The sequence below is a fragment of the Neptuniibacter caesariensis genome, from assembly GCF_000153345.1.
GTDB classification, from domain to species: Bacteria; Pseudomonadota; Gammaproteobacteria; order Pseudomonadales; family Balneatricaceae; genus Neptuniibacter; species Neptuniibacter caesariensis.
Genome location: NZ_CH724126.1, coordinates 724,817 through 745,147, shown reverse-complemented (window position 1 = coordinate 745,147; position 20,331 = coordinate 724,817). Strand labels below are relative to the sequence as shown.

At 46.4% G+C, this 20,331-nt stretch carries 19 protein-coding genes; 9 read left to right on the top strand and 10 right to left on the bottom strand.

The features are described 5' to 3' along the window. Positions 1-15 precede the first annotated feature (15 nt). The gene (locus tag MED92_RS13165; RefSeq protein WP_007022052.1) at positions 16-672 is read right to left on the bottom strand and encodes a YiaD family glycine zipper/OmpA-like lipoprotein; all 657 of its coding nucleotides are present in this window, start codon (positions 670-672) and stop codon (positions 16-18) included. 213 nt (positions 673-885) lie between these two features. On the opposite strand from MED92_RS13165, the gene MED92_RS13160 reads away from it, so the two are divergent. Both MED92_RS13160 and MED92_RS13155 read left to right on the top strand, forming a co-directional pair. Beyond that, positions 886-2,796 carry a beta-ketoacyl synthase gene (locus MED92_RS13160; protein ID WP_007022051.1) on the top strand — a complete coding sequence of 637 codons (1,911 nt, stop codon included), beginning with the start codon at positions 886-888 and terminating at the stop codon, positions 2,794-2,796. Positions 2,797-2,807: 11 nt separating this feature from the next. Further along, on the top strand, positions 2,808-3,212 hold the full coding sequence (locus MED92_RS13155; RefSeq protein WP_007022050.1) for a hypothetical protein: 405 nt from the start codon (positions 2,808-2,810) through the stop codon (positions 3,210-3,212). Here the strand turns inward: MED92_RS13155 and MED92_RS13150 are convergent. Together MED92_RS13150 and MED92_RS13145 are read right to left on the bottom strand one after the other, a co-directional pair. After that, a complete protein-coding gene (locus MED92_RS13150) occupies positions 3,209-3,985 on the bottom strand; it encodes a TatD family hydrolase (RefSeq protein WP_007022049.1) in 777 nt (258 codons plus the stop codon). The genes MED92_RS13155 and MED92_RS13150 overlap by 4 nt on opposite strands. 70 nt (positions 3,986-4,055) lie before the next feature. Next, on the bottom strand, positions 4,056-5,636 hold the full coding sequence (locus MED92_RS13145) for a peptide chain release factor 3 (RefSeq protein WP_007022048.1): 1,581 nt from the start codon (positions 5,634-5,636) through the stop codon (positions 4,056-4,058). A 118-nt stretch (positions 5,637-5,754) separates the two neighbouring features. Between MED92_RS13145 and MED92_RS13140 the strand changes: the two genes are divergently transcribed. After that, positions 5,755-7,008: an ATP-binding protein gene (locus MED92_RS13140; protein WP_007022047.1), complete on the top strand. Its 1,254-nt coding sequence runs from the start codon at positions 5,755-5,757 to the stop codon at positions 7,006-7,008. Continuing rightward, a complete protein-coding gene (locus MED92_RS13135; protein ID WP_007022046.1) occupies positions 7,001-7,531 on the top strand; it encodes a response regulator transcription factor in 531 nt (176 codons plus the stop codon). The genes MED92_RS13140 and MED92_RS13135 overlap by 8 nt, the downstream gene beginning before the upstream one ends. A 1-nt stretch (position 7,532) precedes the next feature. On the opposite strand, the gene MED92_RS13130 is transcribed toward MED92_RS13135, so the two are convergent. Continuing rightward, positions 7,533-8,201: an energy-coupling factor ABC transporter permease gene (locus MED92_RS13130; protein ID WP_007022045.1), complete on the bottom strand. Its 669-nt coding sequence runs from the start codon at positions 8,199-8,201 to the stop codon at positions 7,533-7,535. Positions 8,202-8,336: 135 nt separating this feature from the next. Between MED92_RS13130 and MED92_RS13125 the strand changes: the two genes are divergently transcribed. Beyond that, positions 8,337-9,251 carry a GGDEF domain-containing response regulator gene (locus tag MED92_RS13125; RefSeq protein ID WP_007022044.1) on the top strand — a complete coding sequence of 305 codons (915 nt, stop codon included), beginning with the start codon at positions 8,337-8,339 and terminating at the stop codon, positions 9,249-9,251. A gap of 12 nt (positions 9,252-9,263) precedes the next feature. On the opposite strand, the gene rimI is transcribed toward MED92_RS13125, so the two are convergent. Genes rimI through MED92_RS13110 form a run of 3 tightly spaced genes read right to left on the bottom strand, consistent with a single transcriptional unit; the run spans position 9,264 to position 12,133 of the window. Continuing rightward, complete coding sequence (rimI, locus tag MED92_RS13120) at positions 9,264-9,719, bottom strand: ribosomal protein S18-alanine N-acetyltransferase (RefSeq protein ID WP_007022043.1); 456 nt, start codon at positions 9,717-9,719, stop codon at positions 9,264-9,266. A gap of 1 nt (position 9,720) precedes the next feature. Then, a complete protein-coding gene (locus MED92_RS13115) occupies positions 9,721-10,572 on the bottom strand; it encodes a uracil-DNA glycosylase family protein (RefSeq protein WP_007022042.1) in 852 nt (283 codons plus the stop codon). A gap of 19 nt (positions 10,573-10,591) precedes the next feature. Continuing rightward, positions 10,592-12,133 carry a 2-isopropylmalate synthase gene (locus MED92_RS13110; RefSeq protein ID WP_007022041.1) on the bottom strand — a complete coding sequence of 514 codons (1,542 nt, stop codon included), beginning with the start codon at positions 12,131-12,133 and terminating at the stop codon, positions 10,592-10,594. A 293-nt stretch (positions 12,134-12,426) separates the two neighbouring features. Between MED92_RS13110 and MED92_RS13105 the strand changes: the two genes are divergently transcribed. Continuing rightward, the gene (locus MED92_RS13105; RefSeq protein ID WP_007022040.1) at positions 12,427-13,581 is read left to right on the top strand and encodes a MalY/PatB family protein; all 1,155 of its coding nucleotides are present in this window, start codon (positions 12,427-12,429) and stop codon (positions 13,579-13,581) included. 12 nt (positions 13,582-13,593) lie between these two features. Here MED92_RS13105 and MED92_RS13100 read toward each other — a convergent pair whose 3' ends face one another. From MED92_RS13100 to efp, 3 genes are all read right to left on the bottom strand, one after another. Continuing rightward, positions 13,594-14,016, bottom strand: a complete 423-nt coding sequence (locus MED92_RS13100; RefSeq protein WP_007022039.1) for a hypothetical protein — start codon at positions 14,014-14,016, stop codon at positions 13,594-13,596. 17 nt (positions 14,017-14,033) lie between these two features. After that, on the bottom strand, positions 14,034-15,002 hold the full coding sequence (epmA, locus tag MED92_RS13095) for an EF-P lysine aminoacylase EpmA (RefSeq protein ID WP_007022038.1): 969 nt from the start codon (positions 15,000-15,002) through the stop codon (positions 14,034-14,036). Positions 15,003-15,070: 68 nt separating this feature from the next. Continuing rightward, positions 15,071-15,634 (bottom strand): elongation factor P, encoded by a 564-nt coding sequence (efp, locus tag MED92_RS13090; RefSeq protein ID WP_007022037.1) that lies wholly within the window; start codon positions 15,632-15,634, stop codon positions 15,071-15,073. Between the two features lie 128 nt (positions 15,635-15,762). On the opposite strand from efp, the gene epmB reads away from it, so the two are divergent. The 3 genes from epmB (at position 15,763) to MED92_RS13075 (ending at position 20,321) form a co-directional block, all read left to right on the top strand. Further along, complete coding sequence (gene epmB, locus MED92_RS13085) at positions 15,763-16,776, top strand: EF-P beta-lysylation protein EpmB (RefSeq protein ID WP_007022036.1); 1,014 nt, start codon at positions 15,763-15,765, stop codon at positions 16,774-16,776. A gap of 157 nt (positions 16,777-16,933) precedes the next feature. Further along, on the top strand, positions 16,934-18,085 hold the full coding sequence (locus MED92_RS13080) for a hypothetical protein (RefSeq protein WP_007022035.1): 1,152 nt from the start codon (positions 16,934-16,936) through the stop codon (positions 18,083-18,085). An 85-nt stretch (positions 18,086-18,170) separates the two neighbouring features. Next, positions 18,171-20,321 carry a transporter substrate-binding domain-containing diguanylate cyclase gene (locus tag MED92_RS13075; protein WP_007022034.1) on the top strand — a complete coding sequence of 717 codons (2,151 nt, stop codon included), beginning with the start codon at positions 18,171-18,173 and terminating at the stop codon, positions 20,319-20,321. The last annotated feature ends 10 nt before the right edge of the window (positions 20,322-20,331 follow it).

Here is a 20,331-nt window from a genome sequence, read left to right as displayed (position 1 = left end):
CCAGGCACCCAGAACTTAACGGCGAGTACCGCTGATATTAATTTCTACTCGGCGGTTCTGCGCACGTCCCGCTGCCGTTTTGTTGTCAGCAATAGGATAACGCTCGCCATAGCCCTTAGCATTGATACGCAGTCTCGAGATACCTGAGCTCACTAAATAATCCCCGACGCGTGCGGCCCTTCTTTCGGAAAGCTGCTGATTGTACTCGAATGAGCCGGTACTATCAGTGAACCCATCTACGTTGAGTTCCGTCTGATCAAACTTAACCAACACCTTAGCCACTGAATCAAGGACCGAATAAAAACTTGGTGCAATCTGATCAGAATTAAGAGCAAAGGTAATATTCCCAGGCATAATCAAACGAATGGAATCACCAATTCGTTCAACTCGCACGCCCGTACCTTCGAGCTCCTGGCGAAGTAGCGCCTCCTGCTGATCCATGTAGTATCCGATACCGCCACCAACAGCACCCCCAACCAAAGCCCCTGTCAGAGCACCTTTGCCACGATCATCTTTACTTGAAACCGCCATACCAAGAACAGCACCGGCCACCGCACCAATTCCGGCGCCCTTAGTGGTATTACCTACCTTTTGCTCTCCGGTGTAAGGATCTATTGTCTGACAGCCTGCTAAAAGAAGACCTGCAACGGCCACAGAAACCAGCTTTTTCATGTTTAACTCCTAAGAATCGTTCATTCCCTGAATTGAGCCACATTATGACTGAACAATCACTGACTAAAAAATGGATAAATAGATCATTGACGCTAGTCAGTAAAGGGAAACACCGATAAAATGTTGAGATTGTTTTGGTGCATAGAATCAGAATAAGTTCATTTTAGCTCTGCATCATTGGTTTCTGTAGCTTTACCCCTCGAGGAGAATCAATTGTCCCAGCTCCCTGTCATTGTTGGTTTTGGTGGTATCAACCCTGCTGGACGTGCCTCATTTCATCACGCATACCGACGTCTGATTCTAGATAAGCTAGATCAGAAATCACGAACAGAAACCCTGACTGATCTGGCTATTCTGACCGGTCTTGCGACTTGCAACGAAGGCAAGTATATCAACCAGAGCGGTGCAAGCTGTGACGCCTTGGAACTGGTTGAATCTCTAAAACAACAACTTTTAGACAGCACACTGATCCGCAGAGTAGAGAAAGGCTGCTTCGACGTTGAAAAAGTAATGTTCAACAAAGCAGCAACGCTTAATTGCGGAGACAATTCGTTAAAGTTCCGTCTTCGCAAGCGTCAGATGCCGCAGAATATCCCTGATCACTGGTCTGTAACGGAAACCACTCCCGGCCAATTTGATATTGAAGTTAGCGGTCAGTTGGAAGCAATCCTTCCTGACACAAAAACGGCTCCGGTACAGTCGGCGGGCCAACTGCCTAGCGGGTTCCAACCTGGCAAACTTTACCAATCACGCAATCATCCTAAAAACCTGCAGATGACCGTTTTTGCAGCATCTGATGCATTGTCATCGACAGGTATTGCCTTTGATACTATTGCCAAACATGTAGCACCTGACCAAATAGCGGTTTACGCCAGTAACTCAATTGGTCAATTGGACGACTTTGGTTTTGGCGGGCTAACTAAATTCCCGGCCATCGGTAAGCGAACAACATCCAAGCAGATGCCTTTAGGCTATGCACAAATGCCTGCGGACTTTGTGAATGCTTATATTCTTGGCAACGTTGGGACGACTGGTGGCGCTTTGGGCGCATGTGCGACATTCCTTTATAACCTTCGAAGCGGCGTAAATGATATCCGTTCAGGAAAACGTAAAGTTGCATTAATTGGTGGCAGCGATGCCCCCGTCACCCCCGAGATAATCGAAGGCTTCCGCGCTATGGGTGCCCTCGCTGAAGACAAAGATCTGCTTGCATTAGATGGGTTATCCAAACTCACCGATAACGATTATCGAAAAGCCTGCCGTCCCTTTGGCAACAACTGCGGATTCACCATCGGCGAAAGTAGCCAGTTCGTCCTTCTGATGAGTGACGATCTTGCTATCGAACTAGGTGCAGAGATCTACGGTGCCGTTCCTGAAGTATTCGTTAATGCAGATGGACATAAGAAATCTATCTCCGCTCCTGGTGTTGGCAACTATGTGACCTTGGCAAAATCAGCATCTTTAGTAAGAAAGATGCTCGGTGAAGAATCCCTTAAGCAAAGAAGCTTCGTCCAGGCACACGGTACCAGCACACCTCAAAACCGAGTGACTGAGTCTCATGTAATCAACGAAACAGCAAAAGCTTTTGGTATCCAGAATTGGCCCGTAGCAGCGGTGAAATGTTATTTAGGTCACTCTCAGGGCACAGCCGGTGGCGATCAGTTAAGCACTTCGTTAGGAACATGGGCATATGGCTATATCCCAGGAATTGTTACCACACCTGAGTTTGCTGAAGATGTGCACCAAAGCAACCTGAAACTCAGTAATCAACATATCGAGGTAGGCCGCACAGGAATCGATAGCGTACTGCTTAACTCGAAAGGCTTTGGTGGCAATAACGCCTCAGCGCCAGTTCTCGCACCACATATCGTGAAGACTATGCTGAAAAAGCGCTATAGCCAGGAGCAATTAGCGAAATACGAAGATAAACTAACGGTCACTCGTCAATCAGCGCAAGCTTATGACCAGGCGGCTATTCAAGGCGAATCCAAGCCAATCTATCTTTACGATAATAATGTTCTTCAAGGTGAAGACCTGCAAATTACTGATCGTCAGATAAAGCTACCGGGGTATGCCAACCCTGTTAGCCTTGACTGTGATAACCCATTCGAAGATATGTTTTAAAGGATAAAGCTATGCTCCGTAAAGGCCTTCTACTGATCACTGCAATGACCTTAACCGGCTGCTTAGGTCTAGATACCATGAAATCTGATCAGGGAACCCCGAAAGATACCAGTTACTACCTGATAGATACCAAATATAAATATTTATGTTTAGGGAACACATCCAAGTGTAAAGACATGACAAAAATTGTCTCTGCTCAGGATAAGTTCACGCCGATTGAACAAGCTTACGGAAAACCGATTGCGGGGCCAAACTATCCTATTTCCTTAATTCGAATGCTCCTTAACCCCCAGGATGGCAGTTACCAAAGCACACAGCAAGGCACAACCGGTCGACTCTACAGAATTCCCCGTAACGAAATGACGCAGACGGTATGGAGAACACTGGAAGTTATTGAAAGAGACCTATACAACTAGGACTCAAAGCAAAACAGTGTGCAGGCTTGCCGTGCTGTGGAAACGGCAACCTGCTCTGTCGTTATACCCTTTAAGCTAGCCACAACATCGGCTACCTCTTTGACCCTTGCGGGTCTGTTAGGCTCATTCCTATATGGCGCCAATGGCATATCCGGCGCGTCGGTTTCCAAAACGAAGTGACTCAAATCGAGCTCATCTACTATCCGCCGTAGTCTCCTAGCTCGCTCATAGGTCACAGTACCACCTAAACCCAGCTTAAAACCAAGTGCAATATATTGTCGTGCCTGCTGAAGGCTCCCTGAAAAAGCATGTACTGCCCCTCCTCTGTCCAAGCGATAGCGCCTTAGGAGCTTGAGAACCTGATCATGTGCTTTCCTGACATGCAACAACACGGGAAGGTTATATTTTGCTGCTAGCTCTAACTGTTTTTCGAAAAAGAAAAGCTGACCGTGCAGATCAGCCTCAGGAATAAACAGATCTAAACCTATTTCCCCTACTGCACAGACACTCTCTTTCTCAATTAACTTTTCAAGCCTATCAAGATCTTCTGGCTGATGCTGATCCATAAAGCACGGATGCAGGCCTAATGCAGGGTGTAAACGACAAGCATGATGTTCAGATACCACCTGTAACAACTTACCCCAACCCTCGGCAGTAACACCAGGCACTACAATATCACTCACGCCAAGCCTTGCAGCTTCGGTGATAACGTCACTACGTTTTTCATCAAATACGCTGAAATCTATATGACAATGGGTATCGATTAAGTTCATAGAATCAGCTTAAGCAGATACAAAAAAAGCCGCAAGCAGATTTGCTGGCGGCTTCTTTGATTAATCAAAATTAGTGTTCTCGGGTTGCTCTAAACTGCACCTCTGGCCAGCGCTCTTGAGCCAGGCTCAGATTCACCCGGGTAGGTGCCAGATAAGTTAACAAACCACTGCCATCAATTGCCAGATTATCATGATTCTTCTTCTGGAAATCCGCTAGCATCTTGTCATCTTCACACTCAGCCCAACGTGCTGTCTGAACACTGATCGGCTCATACTTACATTCCACCTTATATTCATCCTTAAGACGGAAGACAACTACATCAAACTGAAGCTGACCCACAGCCCCCAAAATCAGGTCATTATTCTTTAGTGGCTGGAAAAGCTGCACCGCACCTTCTTCCGATAATTGCTGAAGACCTTTCTGAAGCTGCTTCATCTTCAGAGGATCAAGCGGGCGCACACGACGAAACATCTCTGGGGCAAAGTGCGGGATACCGGTAAATTTAAGGTCTTCACCTGCTGTAAAAGTATCACCAATCTGAATAGTACCGTGGTTATGCAAACCAATGATATCGCCGGACCAGGCTTCTTCAACATTCTCACGATCACCTGCGATAAAGGTTACCGCATCAGCGATTTTAACATCCTTTTTGATACGCGCATGCCGCATCTTCATACCTTTGGAATATTTTCCTGAACAGATACGCATAAAGGCAATACGGTCACGGTGCTTAGGATCCATATTTGCTTGAATCTTAAAGATAAAACCACTGAACTTATCTTCGTCTGGCTCAACCTCCCGTGTTAGCGTCGCACGCGGCATCGGCGCGGGAGCCCACTCAACAAAATCATTGAGCATTTCACGTACACCGAAGTTAGCCAAAGCCGTACCGAAGAAAACAGGTGTCAGCTTACCCGCTAAAAACTCTTCTTGATCGAACTCATGCGTCGCGCCACGAACCAGCTCTACCTCATCAAGATAGTCTTCGTAGATATCACCTAAAAGCGCTTTTGCCTCATCGCTCTCAAGACCTTTAACCTGAACGTCTTCTGGTATGGTATGGCCTTTACCAGGCTGGAATACATGAATTGTATCTGTGTAGAGGTTGTACACACCTTTAAAGCGCGGCCCCATATCGATCGGCCAGGTGATCGGTGCAGCTGCGATTTTTAGTACCTCTTCAATCTCGTCCAACAACTCAATTGGATCACGAATTTCGCGATCCATCTTGTTAACAAACGAAAAAATTGGCGTATCACGCAGGCGACACACTTCCATCAATTTGATGGTGCGATCTTCGACACCCTTAGCACCATCCACGACCATCAACGCAGAATCAACCGCGGTTAATGTACGGTAAGTATCTTCGGAGAAATCTTCGTGGCCCGGAGTATCCAGTAGGTTAACCATGCGATCGTTATACGGGAACTGCATGACCGATGAGGTAATCGAAATACCACGCTCCTGCTCCATCGACATCCAGTCAGACGTTGCCATGCGATCGCCTTTTTTCCCTTTTACACTCCCCGCTTGCTGAATCAACTGTCCGAACAATAAAAGTTTTTCAGTAATGGTCGTTTTACCCGCATCGGGGTGGGAAATAATTGCAAACGTGCGGCGCTGGTTAACTTCTTCTTGCAAGATGCTCATTGGTCAAAATCGGTAGTCTTATGAGGAAAGCAGGCATTATACTCTTACTGAATAAAATTACCTCAACTGCGACATTTTGCCTCGCCTGTTTAGCCTCGCCCTAAGGTATAATCTGTTTATGGCCAATCATCGCGAGAACCTGCTACAACTCTCTTATATCCGTACAGTGACACTTTTCGGTCAGTGCCTTGCTGTCATCTTCGCAATTTATGGACTTCAAGCTGAACTTAATATCTGGCTGATCGGCCCCGCTCTGGCCGTTTTAGCACTATTAAATCTGATTACCTACGCCCGTTTAATGTCCCCCTGGCCCGTTACTGAGCCCGAGTTTTTCACTCAGCTTATTGCAGATATGAGCCTCTATGGAGCGATTCTTTTTCACATGGGAGGCGCTACGAACCCATTTATTTTCCTGCTTTTGGTTCCGCTCATTATCGCCTCTGCAACACTTTCGAAGCGCTACGTTTGGCTCGTAGCGATAACGGTCGTCGTTATATACAGTTCTTTACTATTTTACTACGAACCCCTGATACAACTTGAGAACAACCATCAACATCGGGTGATGGAGCTGTTCGATTTTCATATTGTCGGCATGTGGATTAATTTTTTACTCACGGTATTAGTCGTCACATATTTTATTGTCCGCATGCAACAGTCGATGCAAAAACAGCAAGAAAAGCTCGAGCAAGAGCGTGAAAAGCGGATTCAGGATCAGCAACTTTTATCCTTAGCGACCATGGCCGCAGGGACTGCGCATGAGCTCGGCACCCCTTTAAGTACTATGCAGGTGTTGTTGAAAGAGCTAGAGCACGAACACCAAGCCAACCCAGAACTTCTCGAGGACATTGAACTACTGCGCCAGCAAACCGATATTTGTGCTAAACGCTTAAAGCAGATGGCACAAAGCGTAAAACAGGAACAGTCATCGACCCGACTCATGGCCGCAACACTCATTATTGATGAGACAATCGAACAATTGATGATACAGAGACCGGAGGTCAGCTATTCTCTGCTCGTTTCAGGTCAGGGTGACTCGCCTTCTTTGAATTGTTCAACCTCATTACGCCAATCGCTGTTAAACCTACTTAACAATGCTGCTGATGCCCAGCCAAAAGACATTGCAATTGAACTCGACTGGGATCAACAGCATGTTTTCTTCAGAATCCATGACAAAGGGCCCGGCATTAGCATTGAGCAAAGCGAAAACCTGGGCAAACCCTTTGTCACAACGAAAGGGAAAGGGCTGGGAATCGGCTTATTCCTGACTGCTACGACTCTGGCACGCTACGCTGGAGATGTCAGGCTTTACAATCACCCCAATGGTGGAACTCTGACCGAAGTGACTTTACCCATAAGGAAGCATCATGAGTGAACGGTTTTTAATTATCGACGATGATCCAGCATTTACCCGTGTGCTATCTCGTGCGATGAGCCGCCGCGAGTTTGAGGTTCAGGTAGCTCGTAGCGCAGAAGAAGCCGAGCAAATTATCACGCACTGGATCCCAGACTATGCAACCGTTGATCTGAAAATGGAGGGTAATTCAGGGCTGAGTGTTATACCTTCCCTTCGTTCTGCTAACCCCGACATGAAAATCCTCATGCTCACTGGGTACGCAAGTATCGCTACAGCAGTTGAAGCCATTAAGCTTGGCGCAACCCAATACCTACCTAAACCCGCTGATGCGGATGAGATATTAAACGCGCTGCACAAGGTCGAAGCCGATGCGGATGTTGAGCTGACCGAACAACCGATGTCCGTAAATCGTCTGGAATGGGAACATATCCAAAAAGTACTGAATGAAAATGAGGGTAATATTTCTGCTACTGCCAGAGCATTAGGTATGCACAGAAGGACATTACAACGAAAACTCGCCAAACGACCGGTTAAACGCTGAGCTATTGATCATCTATATAGCCTTTAGCATCAAAAGTACGAACCCAGTCAGGGTGAAAAACCAGCATTCCTGTTAAAAAGATCCCGTTCATTAGCCCCTCAGGGAACATGATCAATGGTAGATAGCGTATATACTCGTGGTAGATTTTGTTCAGGTCATAAACGCCATCGATGACTAAGACCATACTGGTCGCCATACCTGATACCGCTGTTGAAATACCTGCCCCAATAAAACCGCAGACAAACAGAAATACAAAAAAGTTCTTGAGCAGTTTTCTCTCGGTAAATTTAAGCACTAAGTATGTTGCGGCTATAGGTAATAAAACTGAGCAAACCCCATTAACAAATAAGCCATCCCAGCTTTCTTTGCTAATAATTGCCATACCGACAAGCACAATAGACGCAGAAATGACCGCCAGATCCCAGCCAAACACCAATGTCATAACGGTCATACCTAGGAAATGAATCTCAAGGCCGGGTGATATACCTGCTCTCATAGACCACAACGCCATGAGTAAAGCAGTCGCTCCAAAAAGCATATGCTGGAGAATTCTGTTTTGTAGAATCACTCGCCACGGAGCACTTTTGAACGCTGCAAAAAGTACAAATATGTAAACTACCGCACTGCCAAACAGCCAATAGCTATTTACTAAGCCTTCCGAGAATCCCATTTTCTGTCTCTTCGACGAAATAATTACTATTTTACATTGAACATTCATTCTTTACGCATATGATTAAGCTATGGATGTACTCTTTTTGATACACATCATGCGGCAACGGATTATGCCGGTCACAAGGTATAGTGGATGAACATACTCGTTGTTGATGATGATCGATTTATTCGAGAAATAATTAGTGCTGTAATCAAAGATGCAAAGCACAATCCCATCACCGCTGCCAACGCAGAAGAAGCACTGCCTATTCTTGATCAGGGCGGTATAGATCTGGTTCTAACCGATGTAGAGATGCCCGGAAAGAACGGTTTTGAACTCACCCGCGAAATTCGTAATCGTTTCCCCGATAACTGGTTTCCAATTATCTTTCTCAGCGGGCAAAGTGATGAAAAACACTATGAAGAAGGGATTGACGCCGGTGGGGATGATTATCTGACCAAGCCGGTTAGCCCTATTGTATTAAAAGCAAAAATTCTGGCGATGGAACGTATTGCCAAAATGAAGAAGGACCTGGATTCAGCGAATGCCCGCTTAGAAAAGCTCAGCTCTCAGGATCCTCTGACTAAAATATCTAACCGCCGTGACCTAGAGCACAATCTGCTGAAGGAATGGCAACGCAGTAAACGAGATCAAACAGAACTCGCTGCCATTATGCTCGATATCGACTATTTCAAGCCTTACAACGATAATTACGGGCACCAGCAGGGAGATGATTGCCTTAAGGTGGTCGCCAAAACACTGAAAAAGTGCCTTAACCGTTCACATGATCTGGTGGCCCGCTATGGCGGTGAGGAATTTGCCATCATACTCCCCGATGCAAATTTATCAGGCGCTGAAACCGTCGCCTTACAAATCTTAGATGCACTAAAAGAAGCTAATTTGAAGCACGAATTTTCCACTGTGGCAGATCGAGTCACTGTTAGCATGGGGATAAGCAGCACTCGCTTCGCGGCTGAAACGCCTAATGCTCTAATAAAGCAAGCAGATGAAGCCCTTTATCAAGCTAAGGAAAATGGCCGTAACCGATTCGAACTGTATCAAGAATAGAAAGAGAAAAGCCTATCCCAACTGATAGCTCATAAGGATCGCATCTTCTCTATCCCCTCCAGGAAGGGAAGATGGATAGTATCCGTTGCGCACACCGTCCTCTTTAAAACCTATCCGTTTATAGAGGCCTACAGCAGGAAGGTTGGTCGAATTTACCTCAAGCATCAGTTTTACCACACCTTTCCCTTTAAGCGATTCAAGAGAACCTTTTAAAAGATTTAGCGCACAGCCCTTACGCTGTTCCAAAGGAGATATAGCAATTTGTAACAGCTCCGCTTCATCAAGGATAATGGAAAAAATGGCAAAACCTATCAGGCCATTTTCATACAGTCCTAAAGCTAGCTTTCGTGGGGATGGGGTCAGATACTCATTGAGACGCTGAGCACTCCAGGGAGAGGTAAAGCAGCGTTGTTCCATTTCCAGTAAGGCATCGGAGTATTCAGAACTCAACTGGATTAACTCGGGCATATTATAGAGAAGCCATCAGGGGCTGCAGATCAGACCATATCTGTTTCTTAACACCCGTAATCTGCATCGCTTCAGTTAGGCTATGCGTAGCTACAGACTTAGCACCAGACGTTACAGTCAGCACCACACCGTGCAGCTCATCCAGACCTTCATCACGATTCATAACCATCTGAGCAGCCACTTCGCCAAACAGCAGAACCGCTTTGATTCCGGCACCCTCTAACTCTTTATTGAGTTTGTGCTGCACGGCAATCATCGCCTGAGTTCTACTCTGATCCAGAGTCTTACTGGCAAACATCGGCCAGGGAAGCATGAAAGGTTGTGACACTTCACCGCTCAAACCAATCGAAGTCACAATTGCCTGAGCGAGCCTTTGATAGTTATCCCCAAAAGCTCCCCCTTGGGGTGGCAAGCTATCAACCACCAGCACTTCACCAATTCGCTGAAAGGCCAGCTTAAATACCGGTATTTCTTCGATGCTCTGCGACTGAGATACCGATTCAGGTGCGACTACATTTTCAACAGCGCTGTCATCGGCTACGCCTGCAGGCTCGTCAGGAACAGACGGTTCCGACAACCCTAGCGCAGCACGGGCCGCAGACATTCCCTGTTTCTGAACTGCAGAATCAGTAGCAGCCTTTTCTGGAGACAAACCACCTTTAACCGAGCCCAACTGGGCGCGCGCACTTACAGCTCGATCGGTTTGAAAAGGTATCTCCGGCGCTGGGTACTGAAAATCATTGACCCAGTCAGGCGATTCCGCAGCGCCGGGTAAAGCAGCACAAGGCAGCCAACTGGAAACACCGATGGCTTCCAGATATTGGTGCCGGAGCTGCTCCTGCTCTAAACTCACCTAAACCTCTAAAACTCAATTACACTTGCGGATGTGCTTTCTGCACATTGGCATCAAGCATGTTCAGGGCATGAATATAAGCCTTTGCAGAAGCGATAATGATATCTGTATCGGCGCCAAGGCCATTCACAATTCGGCCACCATTTTCCAGACGCACCGTCACTTCACCCTGAGAATCTGTGCCTTCCGTTACGGCATTTACAGAGTAGATCTGCAAGCTTGCACCGGACTCAGCAATCGACTCAATCGCTTTAAAGGTCGCATCGACTGGGCCACTACCTGTGGATTCAGCTCTTCTCTCTTCGTTCCCAACCTGCATCACAATTTTCGCAACGGGCGTTTCACCTGTCTGAGAAGTCACTGACAGACTGGAAAGTTTGAACTGCTCACTGCTTGCCTCTGCACGGGTATCACTGACCAGCGCAACCAGATCTTCGTCAAAGATCTCATGCTTCTTATCGGCCAGATCTTTAAAACGAGAGAAAGCATTATTAAGCTCTGAATCCGTTGCAAACGTTGTACCTAACTCTTCCAGGCGACTACGGAAAGCGGCACGACCAGAATGTTTACCCAAAACCATACGGTTAGTATTCCAGCCAACATCCTGTGCGGTCATGATCTCGTAAGTTTCACGATGTTTTAGTACACCATCCTGATGAATACCCGATTCATGCGCAAAAGCATTCGCCCCAACAATCGCCTTGTTAGGTTGTACCGGGAAGCCCGTAACACTGGACACCAGGCGCGATGCCGGTACGATCTGGGTCGTGTCGATATTGGTTTCCAGGCCTAGCGTATCTTTACGGGTACGGATCGCCATCACGATCTCTTCCAGCGAAGCATTACCTGCACGCTCACCCAAACCATTGATCGTACATTCAACCTGACGAGCACCTGCGCCAACCGCGGCCAAAGAGTTTGCAACCGCAAGACCCAGGTCGTTATGGCAGTGCACCGAGAAAATTGCCTTATCAGCGTTAGGAATGCGCTGGACTAATTGGCCAATCGTATGCGCGAACTCTTCCGGTACTGCATAACCCACTGTATCCGGAATATTGATTGTACTCGCACCCGCATCAATTACTTTCTCAATGATCCGGCACATGAAGTCCAGTTCAGAGCGACTCGCATCTTCAAGCGAAAATTCGACGTCGTCAATCAGATTACGTGCACGCGTGACTGCTTTAACTGCCTGCTCTACAACCTGATCAGGTTCCATCTGCAGTTTGTATTTCATGTGGATAGGTGACGTAGCAATAAAGGTATGGATACGCCCCATAGCGGCATTCTGCAGAGCTTCACCTGCACGATCGATATCTGCATCAAGCGCTCGGGAAAGTGAACAAACCCGGCTTTCAGTCACGGCTTCAGCAATCGTTTTAACAGATTCGAAGTCACCCGGGCTGGCAATAGCAAAACCGGCTTCGATAACGTCAACACGCATTTTTTCCAGCTGTTTGGCAACGCGCAGCTTTTCATCACGAGTCATCGACGCGCCGGGGCTTTGCTCACCATCGCGCAAGGTTGTATCAAAAATAATTACTCGGTTGTCATTACTCATAAGCGGCGCTCCAAACGAACTTATAGCGATATTTACCTATTATTATCGCTATACACTAAAATCTTTACAAAACCAGATAGGCTCAAGGCGTGAGATAACTCGTTACTTCCAACAGGAATCCGATATAAGGATCGAATATTTTGGCCCCAATTAAGAGATATCACTGGTAAATAAATACAGCAATATAATACTCTTTTTAAAGCCTGAAGGTCTGGGGTATTCGTGGTTATCCAATGACCACCCACTATAGCGCCGGAGCAACGTTTTGCAACCTGACAAATGAATAAAAGGTTATGATGAATAAAGAATTTGATCGTCAGATAAACAGAAAGGGAACGGCAAGCCAAAAGTGGGAAAAATATGGTGACACCGACATCTTACCTATGTGGGTTGCCGATACCGATTTTATGTCGCCCCCTTCGGTGATTGAAGCATTACATAAACGTATCGATCATGGGGTTTTCGGTTACACCAACGTTCCGGCAGAACTCAGTGAGCTGGTCATCGAGCGTATGGCACATCTGTACAACTGGAAGATTGAATCTGACTGGTTGGTTTGGCTTCCTGGCCTGGTCTGCGGACTCAATCTGGCCTGCCGTGCCATTGGTGAAAACGGCGATACGGTCTTTGCACCTAAACCTGTTTATCCACCATTTATGTCAGCCCCAAGGCTCTCCGGCAGAGAGGTGTGCACAATCCCTCTAACAGAATCCAATGGTCGATTTATTCTCGACTTCGAAGAACTGGAAGCCAACATCAATGAACGAACGAAATTACTCCTGTTCTGCAACCCCCATAACCCGGGTGGCGCTGTATATACAGTCGAGGAATTAAAAAAACTTGCCGACATTGCCATCAGGCACAATCTGCAAATATGCTCGGATGAGATCCACTGCGATCTGATTCTTGAGCAGGGCCTAACGCACACGCCAATCGCAACCTTAAGTCCAGAAATTGCAGCACGTACAATTACACTGATGGCGCCAAGTAAGACCTATAACATTGCAGGCCTGGGCTGCTCATTTGCGATCATTCCTGATACGAATCTTCGTAAGCAGTTTATCAATGAAAAGAAAGGTATTGTCCCCGACGTCAATCTACTCGGCTATACCGCAGCCATAGCGGCTTACAAAGAGGGGAATGACTGGAACCAAAAACAGTTAGACTATCTACGTGAAAACCGCGATTTCCTGGTTAAAGAGATTAATCAAATTCCGGGGCTCAAGCTTCTTCCAATTGAAGCAACCTATCTGGCGTGGATCGATATTTCCGGAGCCAAATTGAGCAACCCTGCCCACTTCTTCGAACAGGCGGGTGTAGGTATGTCTCCCGGACGCGATTTTGGTGATAGTAACTATATGCGATTGAATTTTGGCTGCACACGCAGCACGCTCGAAGAAGCAGTAAAACGCATCAAGACAGCGCTCGCCAACGAGCTTCCAGCATAATGTAGGATATGATCAGCGCTGGAGTTGCTCCAGCGCGGTACCTATTTCTTTAAGATAATCAGCCCGATAAAAACTGAATACCGGAAAGCCGCTATAATCCCATCCCTGATCAATGCTTCGGTGCGGGTTGTTCCAACCATGCCAGGTGACAATATCTCCGATACAAGTCTGGGTCAGATGTAACTGCCAGCAATCAATGTCCCCACAATTACAAACAAAAGGCGTCAGAGAGACTGGGTCTGAAAATAGCGCTTTCTGTAAAAACTCAGCATTGATTCCGTCCATGTAAGCGCCAGCGATCTTACTCTCAAAACCGCTTTCGAATGCACTAACCGTTCCCAACAGAGGAACATCGTCCACCATCACCGAAAAGTAATCACCCAATTGATGATTACACCCCATATATCTCAGTGCCAATCGATTAAAGCCATCCATAAGCTCACTCTCTTCTTTTACGCACGATCAAATGAAAAAGGTAAAACCTCAGCCAGAGATGATTTGTCACTTGCCAACCAAAATAAACGATCGAAACCCAACGCGACTCCCGCACAGTCAGGAATTCCAGCCTGAAGCGCATTAACCAAACGATAATCCAGCGGCCGCTGAGGCAGGCCTAGCTGTTTCCTTTGCGCCTGATCAGCGTCTAAGCGGCGCTTCTGCTCCTTTGCATCAGTAAGCTCATAATATCCATTAGCCAACTCAACACCCCGCACGAACAGTTCAAATCGCGCGGCAACCTCAACACCTTGGGCATTCTTTCGAACCTTTGCCAGGGCAGCTTGCGACGCTGGATAATCCATAACAAAAACGGCTTCATGCTCAGTAAGATGCGGTTCAATAACGTGAGACATTAATAGATTGAGCCAGGTATCAGGATCGGTATCTTCAAGCTCGATCTCAATATGCATACGGGTTTCAGTAATAAGCTGCTCAATACCTACCTGTTCGGGGCGAAATCCCAGATAGCGATAAAACAAGTCTGAATAGGTCACTCGTTCGATTGACTGCAAACCGAGTACTGGCCTGACTAACGCTTCAACCTCATCCATTAACTCAGTGTCAGTAAAACCCGGGCGATACCACTCAAGCATGGTGAATTCAGGGTTATGACGTCGACCAACTTCCCCATTCCGGAACACCTTACTTAGCTGATAGATAGCACCACTACCTGCTGCCAACAGCCGTTTCATCGCATATTCCGGGGAGGTTTGCATAAACATCAGTGTGCTATCAGCCTCGACACTGGGCTTATAGTGCACTTCGATGCTATCGATAAACGGATCACTAACCGCACAATGAGACATCACGGGCGTATCCACTTCCATTACGTTTCGATCTTTAAAAAAGCAACGAACCTGATGGAGAAGCTCTGCACGCTTTTGCAATATTTCAATTTCAGCGGTTGGTTGCCAGTCGTTCATGTTTAACTCTTTACTATGGCCAGAAACAAAAACGGCAGCCGAAGCTGCCGTTTTGAAATAATCATCAATTATGCACGTGAAACGTATTCACCGGTACGTGTATCGATTTTCAGAACTTCACCTTCGTTGATGAACAATGGGACACGTACAACCGCACCCGTGCTCAGTGTTGCAGGCTTAGAACCGCCCTGAGCAGTATCACCTTTCAGACCTGGGTCAGTCTGAGTGACTTCCAACTCAACAAAGTTAGGCGGTGTTACGGAGATAGGGTTACCGTTAAACAGCGTAACCGTTACTGCATCCTGCTCTTTCAGCCATGGCTTCGCTTCAGCAACCGCATTCTCATCTGCACCCACCTGCTCGAAAGTATTAGGGTCCATGAAGTACCATAGCTCACCGTCGTAGTATGAGTATTCCATGGTGGTATCCATTACGTCAGCCGTTTCGATACTCTCACCAGACTTGAAGGTGCGCTCCCAGATACGACCAGACATCAGGTTACGCAATTTAACACGCGTGAATGCCTGACCTTTACCTGGTTTAACAAATTCAACGTCGACCATTGCACATGGATCGCCGTCGATCATTACTTTCAGACCATTTTTAAACTGGTTAGTAGAAACGTTGCCCATAATGTTCTCTGTATCTCGTGTAAAAGGTTTTTTCGACTCACAGCCCCTGTCAGTCGTAAAATTGACAGACATTCTACTTGAAAGGAAAATGCGAGCAACTTTCTACCGCATTTCTGCAGCAAATCATCATGAATTCTATTTCTAGCATCACTTTACAACAGGACGAACCAACCTGGCAGCATCTGCTAAGTAACGCCATTGATGACCCTAAAGCTCTTCTGGAACACCTGAATTTGCCGCAGAACCTACTCGATGGTGCTCAAAAAGGCTCTGATCTTTTCTCAATGAAAGTCCCAGAACCTTACCTAAGCAGAATAGAACCAGGGAACCCGAAGGACCCTCTCCTCCGTCAGGTACTACCACTTAATGACGAGTTAGCTGACGTAAGCGGCTTTGTGGCTGACCCACTGGCGGAAATGGATGCGAACCATAGCGACGGACTTATCCACAAATATAAAGGCCGAGTACTGCTGATACTCAGCGGAGCTTGCGCGATCAACTGCCGGTACTGCTTCCGCCGCCACTTTCCCTATCAGGAAAACAGACTAGGTTCTGAGCAGTGGCAGCAGGTTCTCAACTATCTCAAATCCGATCCAACTATCTCTGAAGTGATCTTTTCAGGGGGTGACCCGCTAGCTACTTCCGATAATCGCCTGGAAAGGATGATCCGCGACCTTGAAGAAATTCCCCACCTGAGCCGGCTTAGAATTCATAGCCGATTACCGATCGTTATTCCTCAGAGAGTCACGGACAGACTGCTTCAGATTCTTCGGGATAGCCGATTTAGCACCGTTATGGTTCTCCATGCAAATCACCCCAATGAGCTGGATGGGTCCACAGCAGAGTCGGCCAAGCGTATGAAAGATTCGCATATCACGGTACTGAACCAAGCTGTTTTATTAAAAGGGATTAACGATCAGGTCGATGTCCTGCAACAACTCAGTGAAAAGCTGTTTGAACAAGGTATTTTGCCCTATTACCTATTTACATTAGATCCGGTTAAAGGTGCTGCACACTTCGACATCCCTGACGAAGAAGCGGTGAAACTCCATCAGCAGATGCAGGCGGTGCTGCCTGGCTATCTGGTCCCCAAACTCGCCCGGGAGATCCCTGGAAAGACAGAAAAAACGCTCCTTTTCTAAATGAAAATTGTTCACTATCCGTTCAGCTCATCTTCAGTTTTCAAAGTCTCAGCCGATACACCGCTAATGGACAAATAACTCCCTCCATTAGCATGGGGGCCCTATAGGCTTCCTGACAAACCGCCATGGAAGGTACAAAAAAACGGAAGGTGATGCCATGCGTATCGCAGCCTCAGACATCGCACTGGAAAGTGCCGCACACCAATCCTCCTATAAGGAAGTTCGCGAACACCTAACCGAAGGTTATGTTCGTCAGGGGGATGCCTTTAACAAAGACAACTTAGTTGCCGGTTCCCACCGGGAAAGCATCGAGAGAGAATCTCTTACAGAGATCAAAGAAGAAAAGGCGACCTATAGCGATATCCGCCAGATGATTGCCAAGCAAGATGCCGGTAAATATACCCTGGATCAGTTGATGACCAAGAGTACCGGTGTCAGCAATAGTCTTCTCGAGCTCACCCCTGAAGATAAGCTGAAGATAGAGATGCTAATTCGACTCTTTGAAAGCCTGACAGGGAAACGATTCAATGTCGGTATGATGAACACCCCTGCGGTAGGAGGCTCGAGCAATAACAATACTGAATCACTATCAGGAGATAGTTCAGAGCTTACTATCAGTTCAGTTGAAGGCCCTCTAGAGCATGGTTTCGAATATAGCTATAGCGAAACCACAGTTAAGCAAGAGCAAGTCCAATTTCAGGCCACGGGGCAGGTACGTACGGCTGACGGCAAAGTGATCGACCTCAACCTGCAACTAAATATGAGCCGATCGACAAGCGAGAACCGCAGCTTCATGATCCGTATGGGCGCAGCTTTGAAAGACCCCCTAGTCATCAACTTTGGAGGCAAAGCCGCAGAGCTAAGTAACGACACATTAGAATTCGACATTGACTCCGATGGTGACCAGGAACTTATCCACCGCCTGGCAGAAAGTAGTGGATACATTGCCTTGGATAAAAATGCTAATGGTGAAGTTGATGATGGCAATGAGTTATTTGGCGCCACGTCAGGTAATGGTTTCAAAGAGCTAGCTGAATACGATAATGATAAGAACGGTTTCATCGATGAGGGTGATGCTATCTGGGATAAGCTGCGAATTTGGGTTCAACATGCCGACGGTAGCAGCAGTATGTTCAGCCTTGCAGAAAAAGGGGTAGGCGCACTCTATCTGGGTTACGCACACACTGACTGGGACCTGGAAGCGGGCGAGAACAGCCAAGAATTAGGCGGTAAGATCCGGGCAACCGGCCTTTTTCTGACTGAAGAGGGGGAAACAGGTACCTTGCAACAGGTTGACTTAGTCGTTTGATAATCAAGAGCTCTTACTCTGAGGCATAATCGCCATTTTAGACTACCTTTAGAGATGATACTTTATTAACGGAACCCAAAGCCTGATGACACAAGCTGTAAAGAATGTGCCTTTTTGGATATACGGGCTTTATCTGCTCTTAACCATCACGAACGTCAGTTCAGCTGAGCTAGAACTTACTGCATCTGAAATAGAGTTCATAAAAAACCATCCGATCATCACCCTAGGGACTGATAAGTCGTGGGAGCCCTATGTCATAACCTCCGATAACGGAATCATTAGTGGATATGACTCAGAAATACTTAATAAGATCAATCAGATCACAGGGGCAAACTTCCAGTTAACCTTAGGTAACTGGAGTGAAATGCAAGAGGCGGCAAAAGCCCGAAGAATAGACGGTCTCAGCACTGGTGCGGCAATACCAGAAAGATTATCTTATCTTAATTTTTCGTTCCCCTACTTAACTTTACAAAAATCTGTTTTCGTCGCATTAGGAAACCCCGCGCAAATCCAAGATGCGCAATCACTTATTGACAAGACCGTGGTCATACAGAAGGGCAACTTATCCGATATTGAACTGGTTAAACAGTTCGATGGCGTTAAGGTTCTTTTTGTTGATACCGTTACAGAGCTTCTTAGTGCGGTTTCATCTGGACGAGCCGATGCTACTTTTGGCAATGGTGCCACTTTATATCTGGCAAACAAACTCGGGATGCCCTATCTACAGACAGCCTTTCATTTGGATCAAAAGCTGGATCTGGTAATGGGCGTAAGGAATGACTGGCCTGAAGCCATTTCCATATTAAACAAAGGGCTCACAGCCATACCTCAACATGAGAAAATTGCTATCCAAACCCGATGGTTTAGTCTATCTGCCCCAGAAAACAACAATGCAGAACCAGAAGGAAACATAAAACTCTCTAAGGGTGAACAAAAGCTCCTTAAGGAACTTGGACAATTTACCTTATGCGCTGAAGAAGAATGGGCGCCATTTATCAGCTTTACGAGGAAAAAGCACAGCGGAATTATCTCAGATGTCCTTACATTAATCGGCGAAAAGCTAGGAACCGAAATCCAACTTAATAATTCTGGAAACTGGCATCAAACCCTAGAAGCCCTAAAAACGGGACAATGCGATGCGGTTGTGCCTATTGCTCAAACCCAAGCACGAAAAAAATTCTTGGATTTTTCTAATCCTATTTTCACCTCGCCAATAGTTTTGGTGACTCGTCAAGATCAACTATTTGTTCCCGACATTGCCAAACTGAAGGACAACCCTATATCTGTTATTCGCTCTAGCGCGGTTCATGATTTGCTAAAGCAAAACTATCCTGACATGAACATACAAACTACAGATTCCATCAGCGAAGCCTTAAAGGATGTCACTCAGGAAAAATTATTTGGATACATTGATTCATATGAAGCCATTGCTCACCATATTAATTCAGGACAATTCGTCAGTCTTAAAGTCAGTAGCACTCTACCCATGAATTACCCCTTATCCGTAGGATTCCAAAAGGGCATGAGACAATATATCCCGTTATTCAACAAAGCGATCTATTCCGTTACAAAAGAAGAGTTCACTGCTATTACCAATCGCTGGGTCGGCGTCCGTTATGATAAGCCGGTTAATTACTGGATGTTTTTTTGGGCCGTGGTAGGTGGACTGATTTTAATGGGACTTCTCATTTACCGTAACCGTGTTATATCGTCATATAACAGCAAATTAATGAACCTCAATGAGCTATTAGCAAAGCAAGCAACAACTGATCACCTAACCGGACTGTCCAACCGATATTTGATCAATCAGGAGATGGAGAAAGCCATTGCTTCAGCCTCAAGATATGAAACACCATTAGCACTCATCCTGTTTGACCTTGACCTATTCAAACAGATTAATGACCAATTTGGGCACCAGGCCGGAGACGCTGTTTTACAAGAAGTCAGTCAGCTACTAATCAGCGAAAGCCGTCAGGCGGATACTCTTGGACGCTGGGGAGGAGAGGAATTTATCATGCTTTGTCCTCATACGGACTTAAACGGAGCCAAACTCATAGCCAATAAAATTTGCGAGTCCACCAAAGCTAAGAAGTACTCAGTAGACTTTCCTATCACCTTCAGTGCAGGAGCTACCGTGTATATACAAGGTGAAAGCCACCATGAGCTTATTAAGCGAGTCGATGATGCTTTGTATCAAGCCAAAAACTCGGGCCGAGACAAAATAGTTTCGCTATAACCGGCTAAAC

Coding starts and splice junctions, on each gene's coding strand:
- MED92_RS13165 (WP_007022052.1), bottom strand. CDS start 672: ATGAAAAAGCTGGTTTCTGTGGCCGTTGCAGGTCTTCTTTTAGCAGGC.
- MED92_RS13155 (WP_007022050.1), top strand. CDS start 2,808: ATGCTCCGTAAAGGCCTTCTACTGATCACTGCAATGACCTTAACCGGC.
- MED92_RS13150 (WP_007022049.1), bottom strand. CDS start 3,985: ATGAACTTAATCGATACCCATTGTCATATAGATTTCAGCGTATTTGAT.
- MED92_RS13145 (WP_007022048.1), bottom strand. CDS start 5,636: ATGAGCATCTTGCAAGAAGAAGTTAACCAGCGCCGCACGTTTGCAATT.
- MED92_RS13140 (WP_007022047.1), top strand. CDS start 5,755: ATGGCCAATCATCGCGAGAACCTGCTACAACTCTCTTATATCCGTACA.
- MED92_RS13135 (WP_007022046.1), top strand. CDS start 7,001: ATGAGTGAACGGTTTTTAATTATCGACGATGATCCAGCATTTACCCGT.
- MED92_RS13130 (WP_007022045.1), bottom strand. CDS start 8,201: ATGGGATTCTCGGAAGGCTTAGTAAATAGCTATTGGCTGTTTGGCAGT.
- MED92_RS13125 (WP_007022044.1), top strand. CDS start 8,337: ATGAACATACTCGTTGTTGATGATGATCGATTTATTCGAGAAATAATT.
- rimI (WP_007022043.1), bottom strand. CDS start 9,719: ATGCCCGAGTTAATCCAGTTGAGTTCTGAATACTCCGATGCCTTACTG.
- MED92_RS13110 (WP_007022041.1), bottom strand. CDS start 12,133: ATGAGTAATGACAACCGAGTAATTATTTTTGATACAACCTTGCGCGAT.
- MED92_RS13105 (WP_007022040.1), top strand. CDS start 12,427: ATGATGAATAAAGAATTTGATCGTCAGATAAACAGAAAGGGAACGGCA.
- MED92_RS13100 (WP_007022039.1), bottom strand. CDS start 14,016: ATGGATGGCTTTAATCGATTGGCACTGAGATATATGGGGTGTAATCAT.
- epmA (WP_007022038.1), bottom strand. CDS start 15,002: ATGAACGACTGGCAACCAACCGCTGAAATTGAAATATTGCAAAAGCGT.
- efp (WP_007022037.1), bottom strand. CDS start 15,634: ATGGGCAACGTTTCTACTAACCAGTTTAAAAATGGTCTGAAAGTAATG.
- epmB (WP_007022036.1), top strand. CDS start 15,763: ATGAATTCTATTTCTAGCATCACTTTACAACAGGACGAACCAACCTGG.
- MED92_RS13080 (WP_007022035.1), top strand. CDS start 16,934: ATGCGTATCGCAGCCTCAGACATCGCACTGGAAAGTGCCGCACACCAA.
- MED92_RS13075 (WP_007022034.1), top strand. CDS start 18,171: ATGACACAAGCTGTAAAGAATGTGCCTTTTTGGATATACGGGCTTTAT.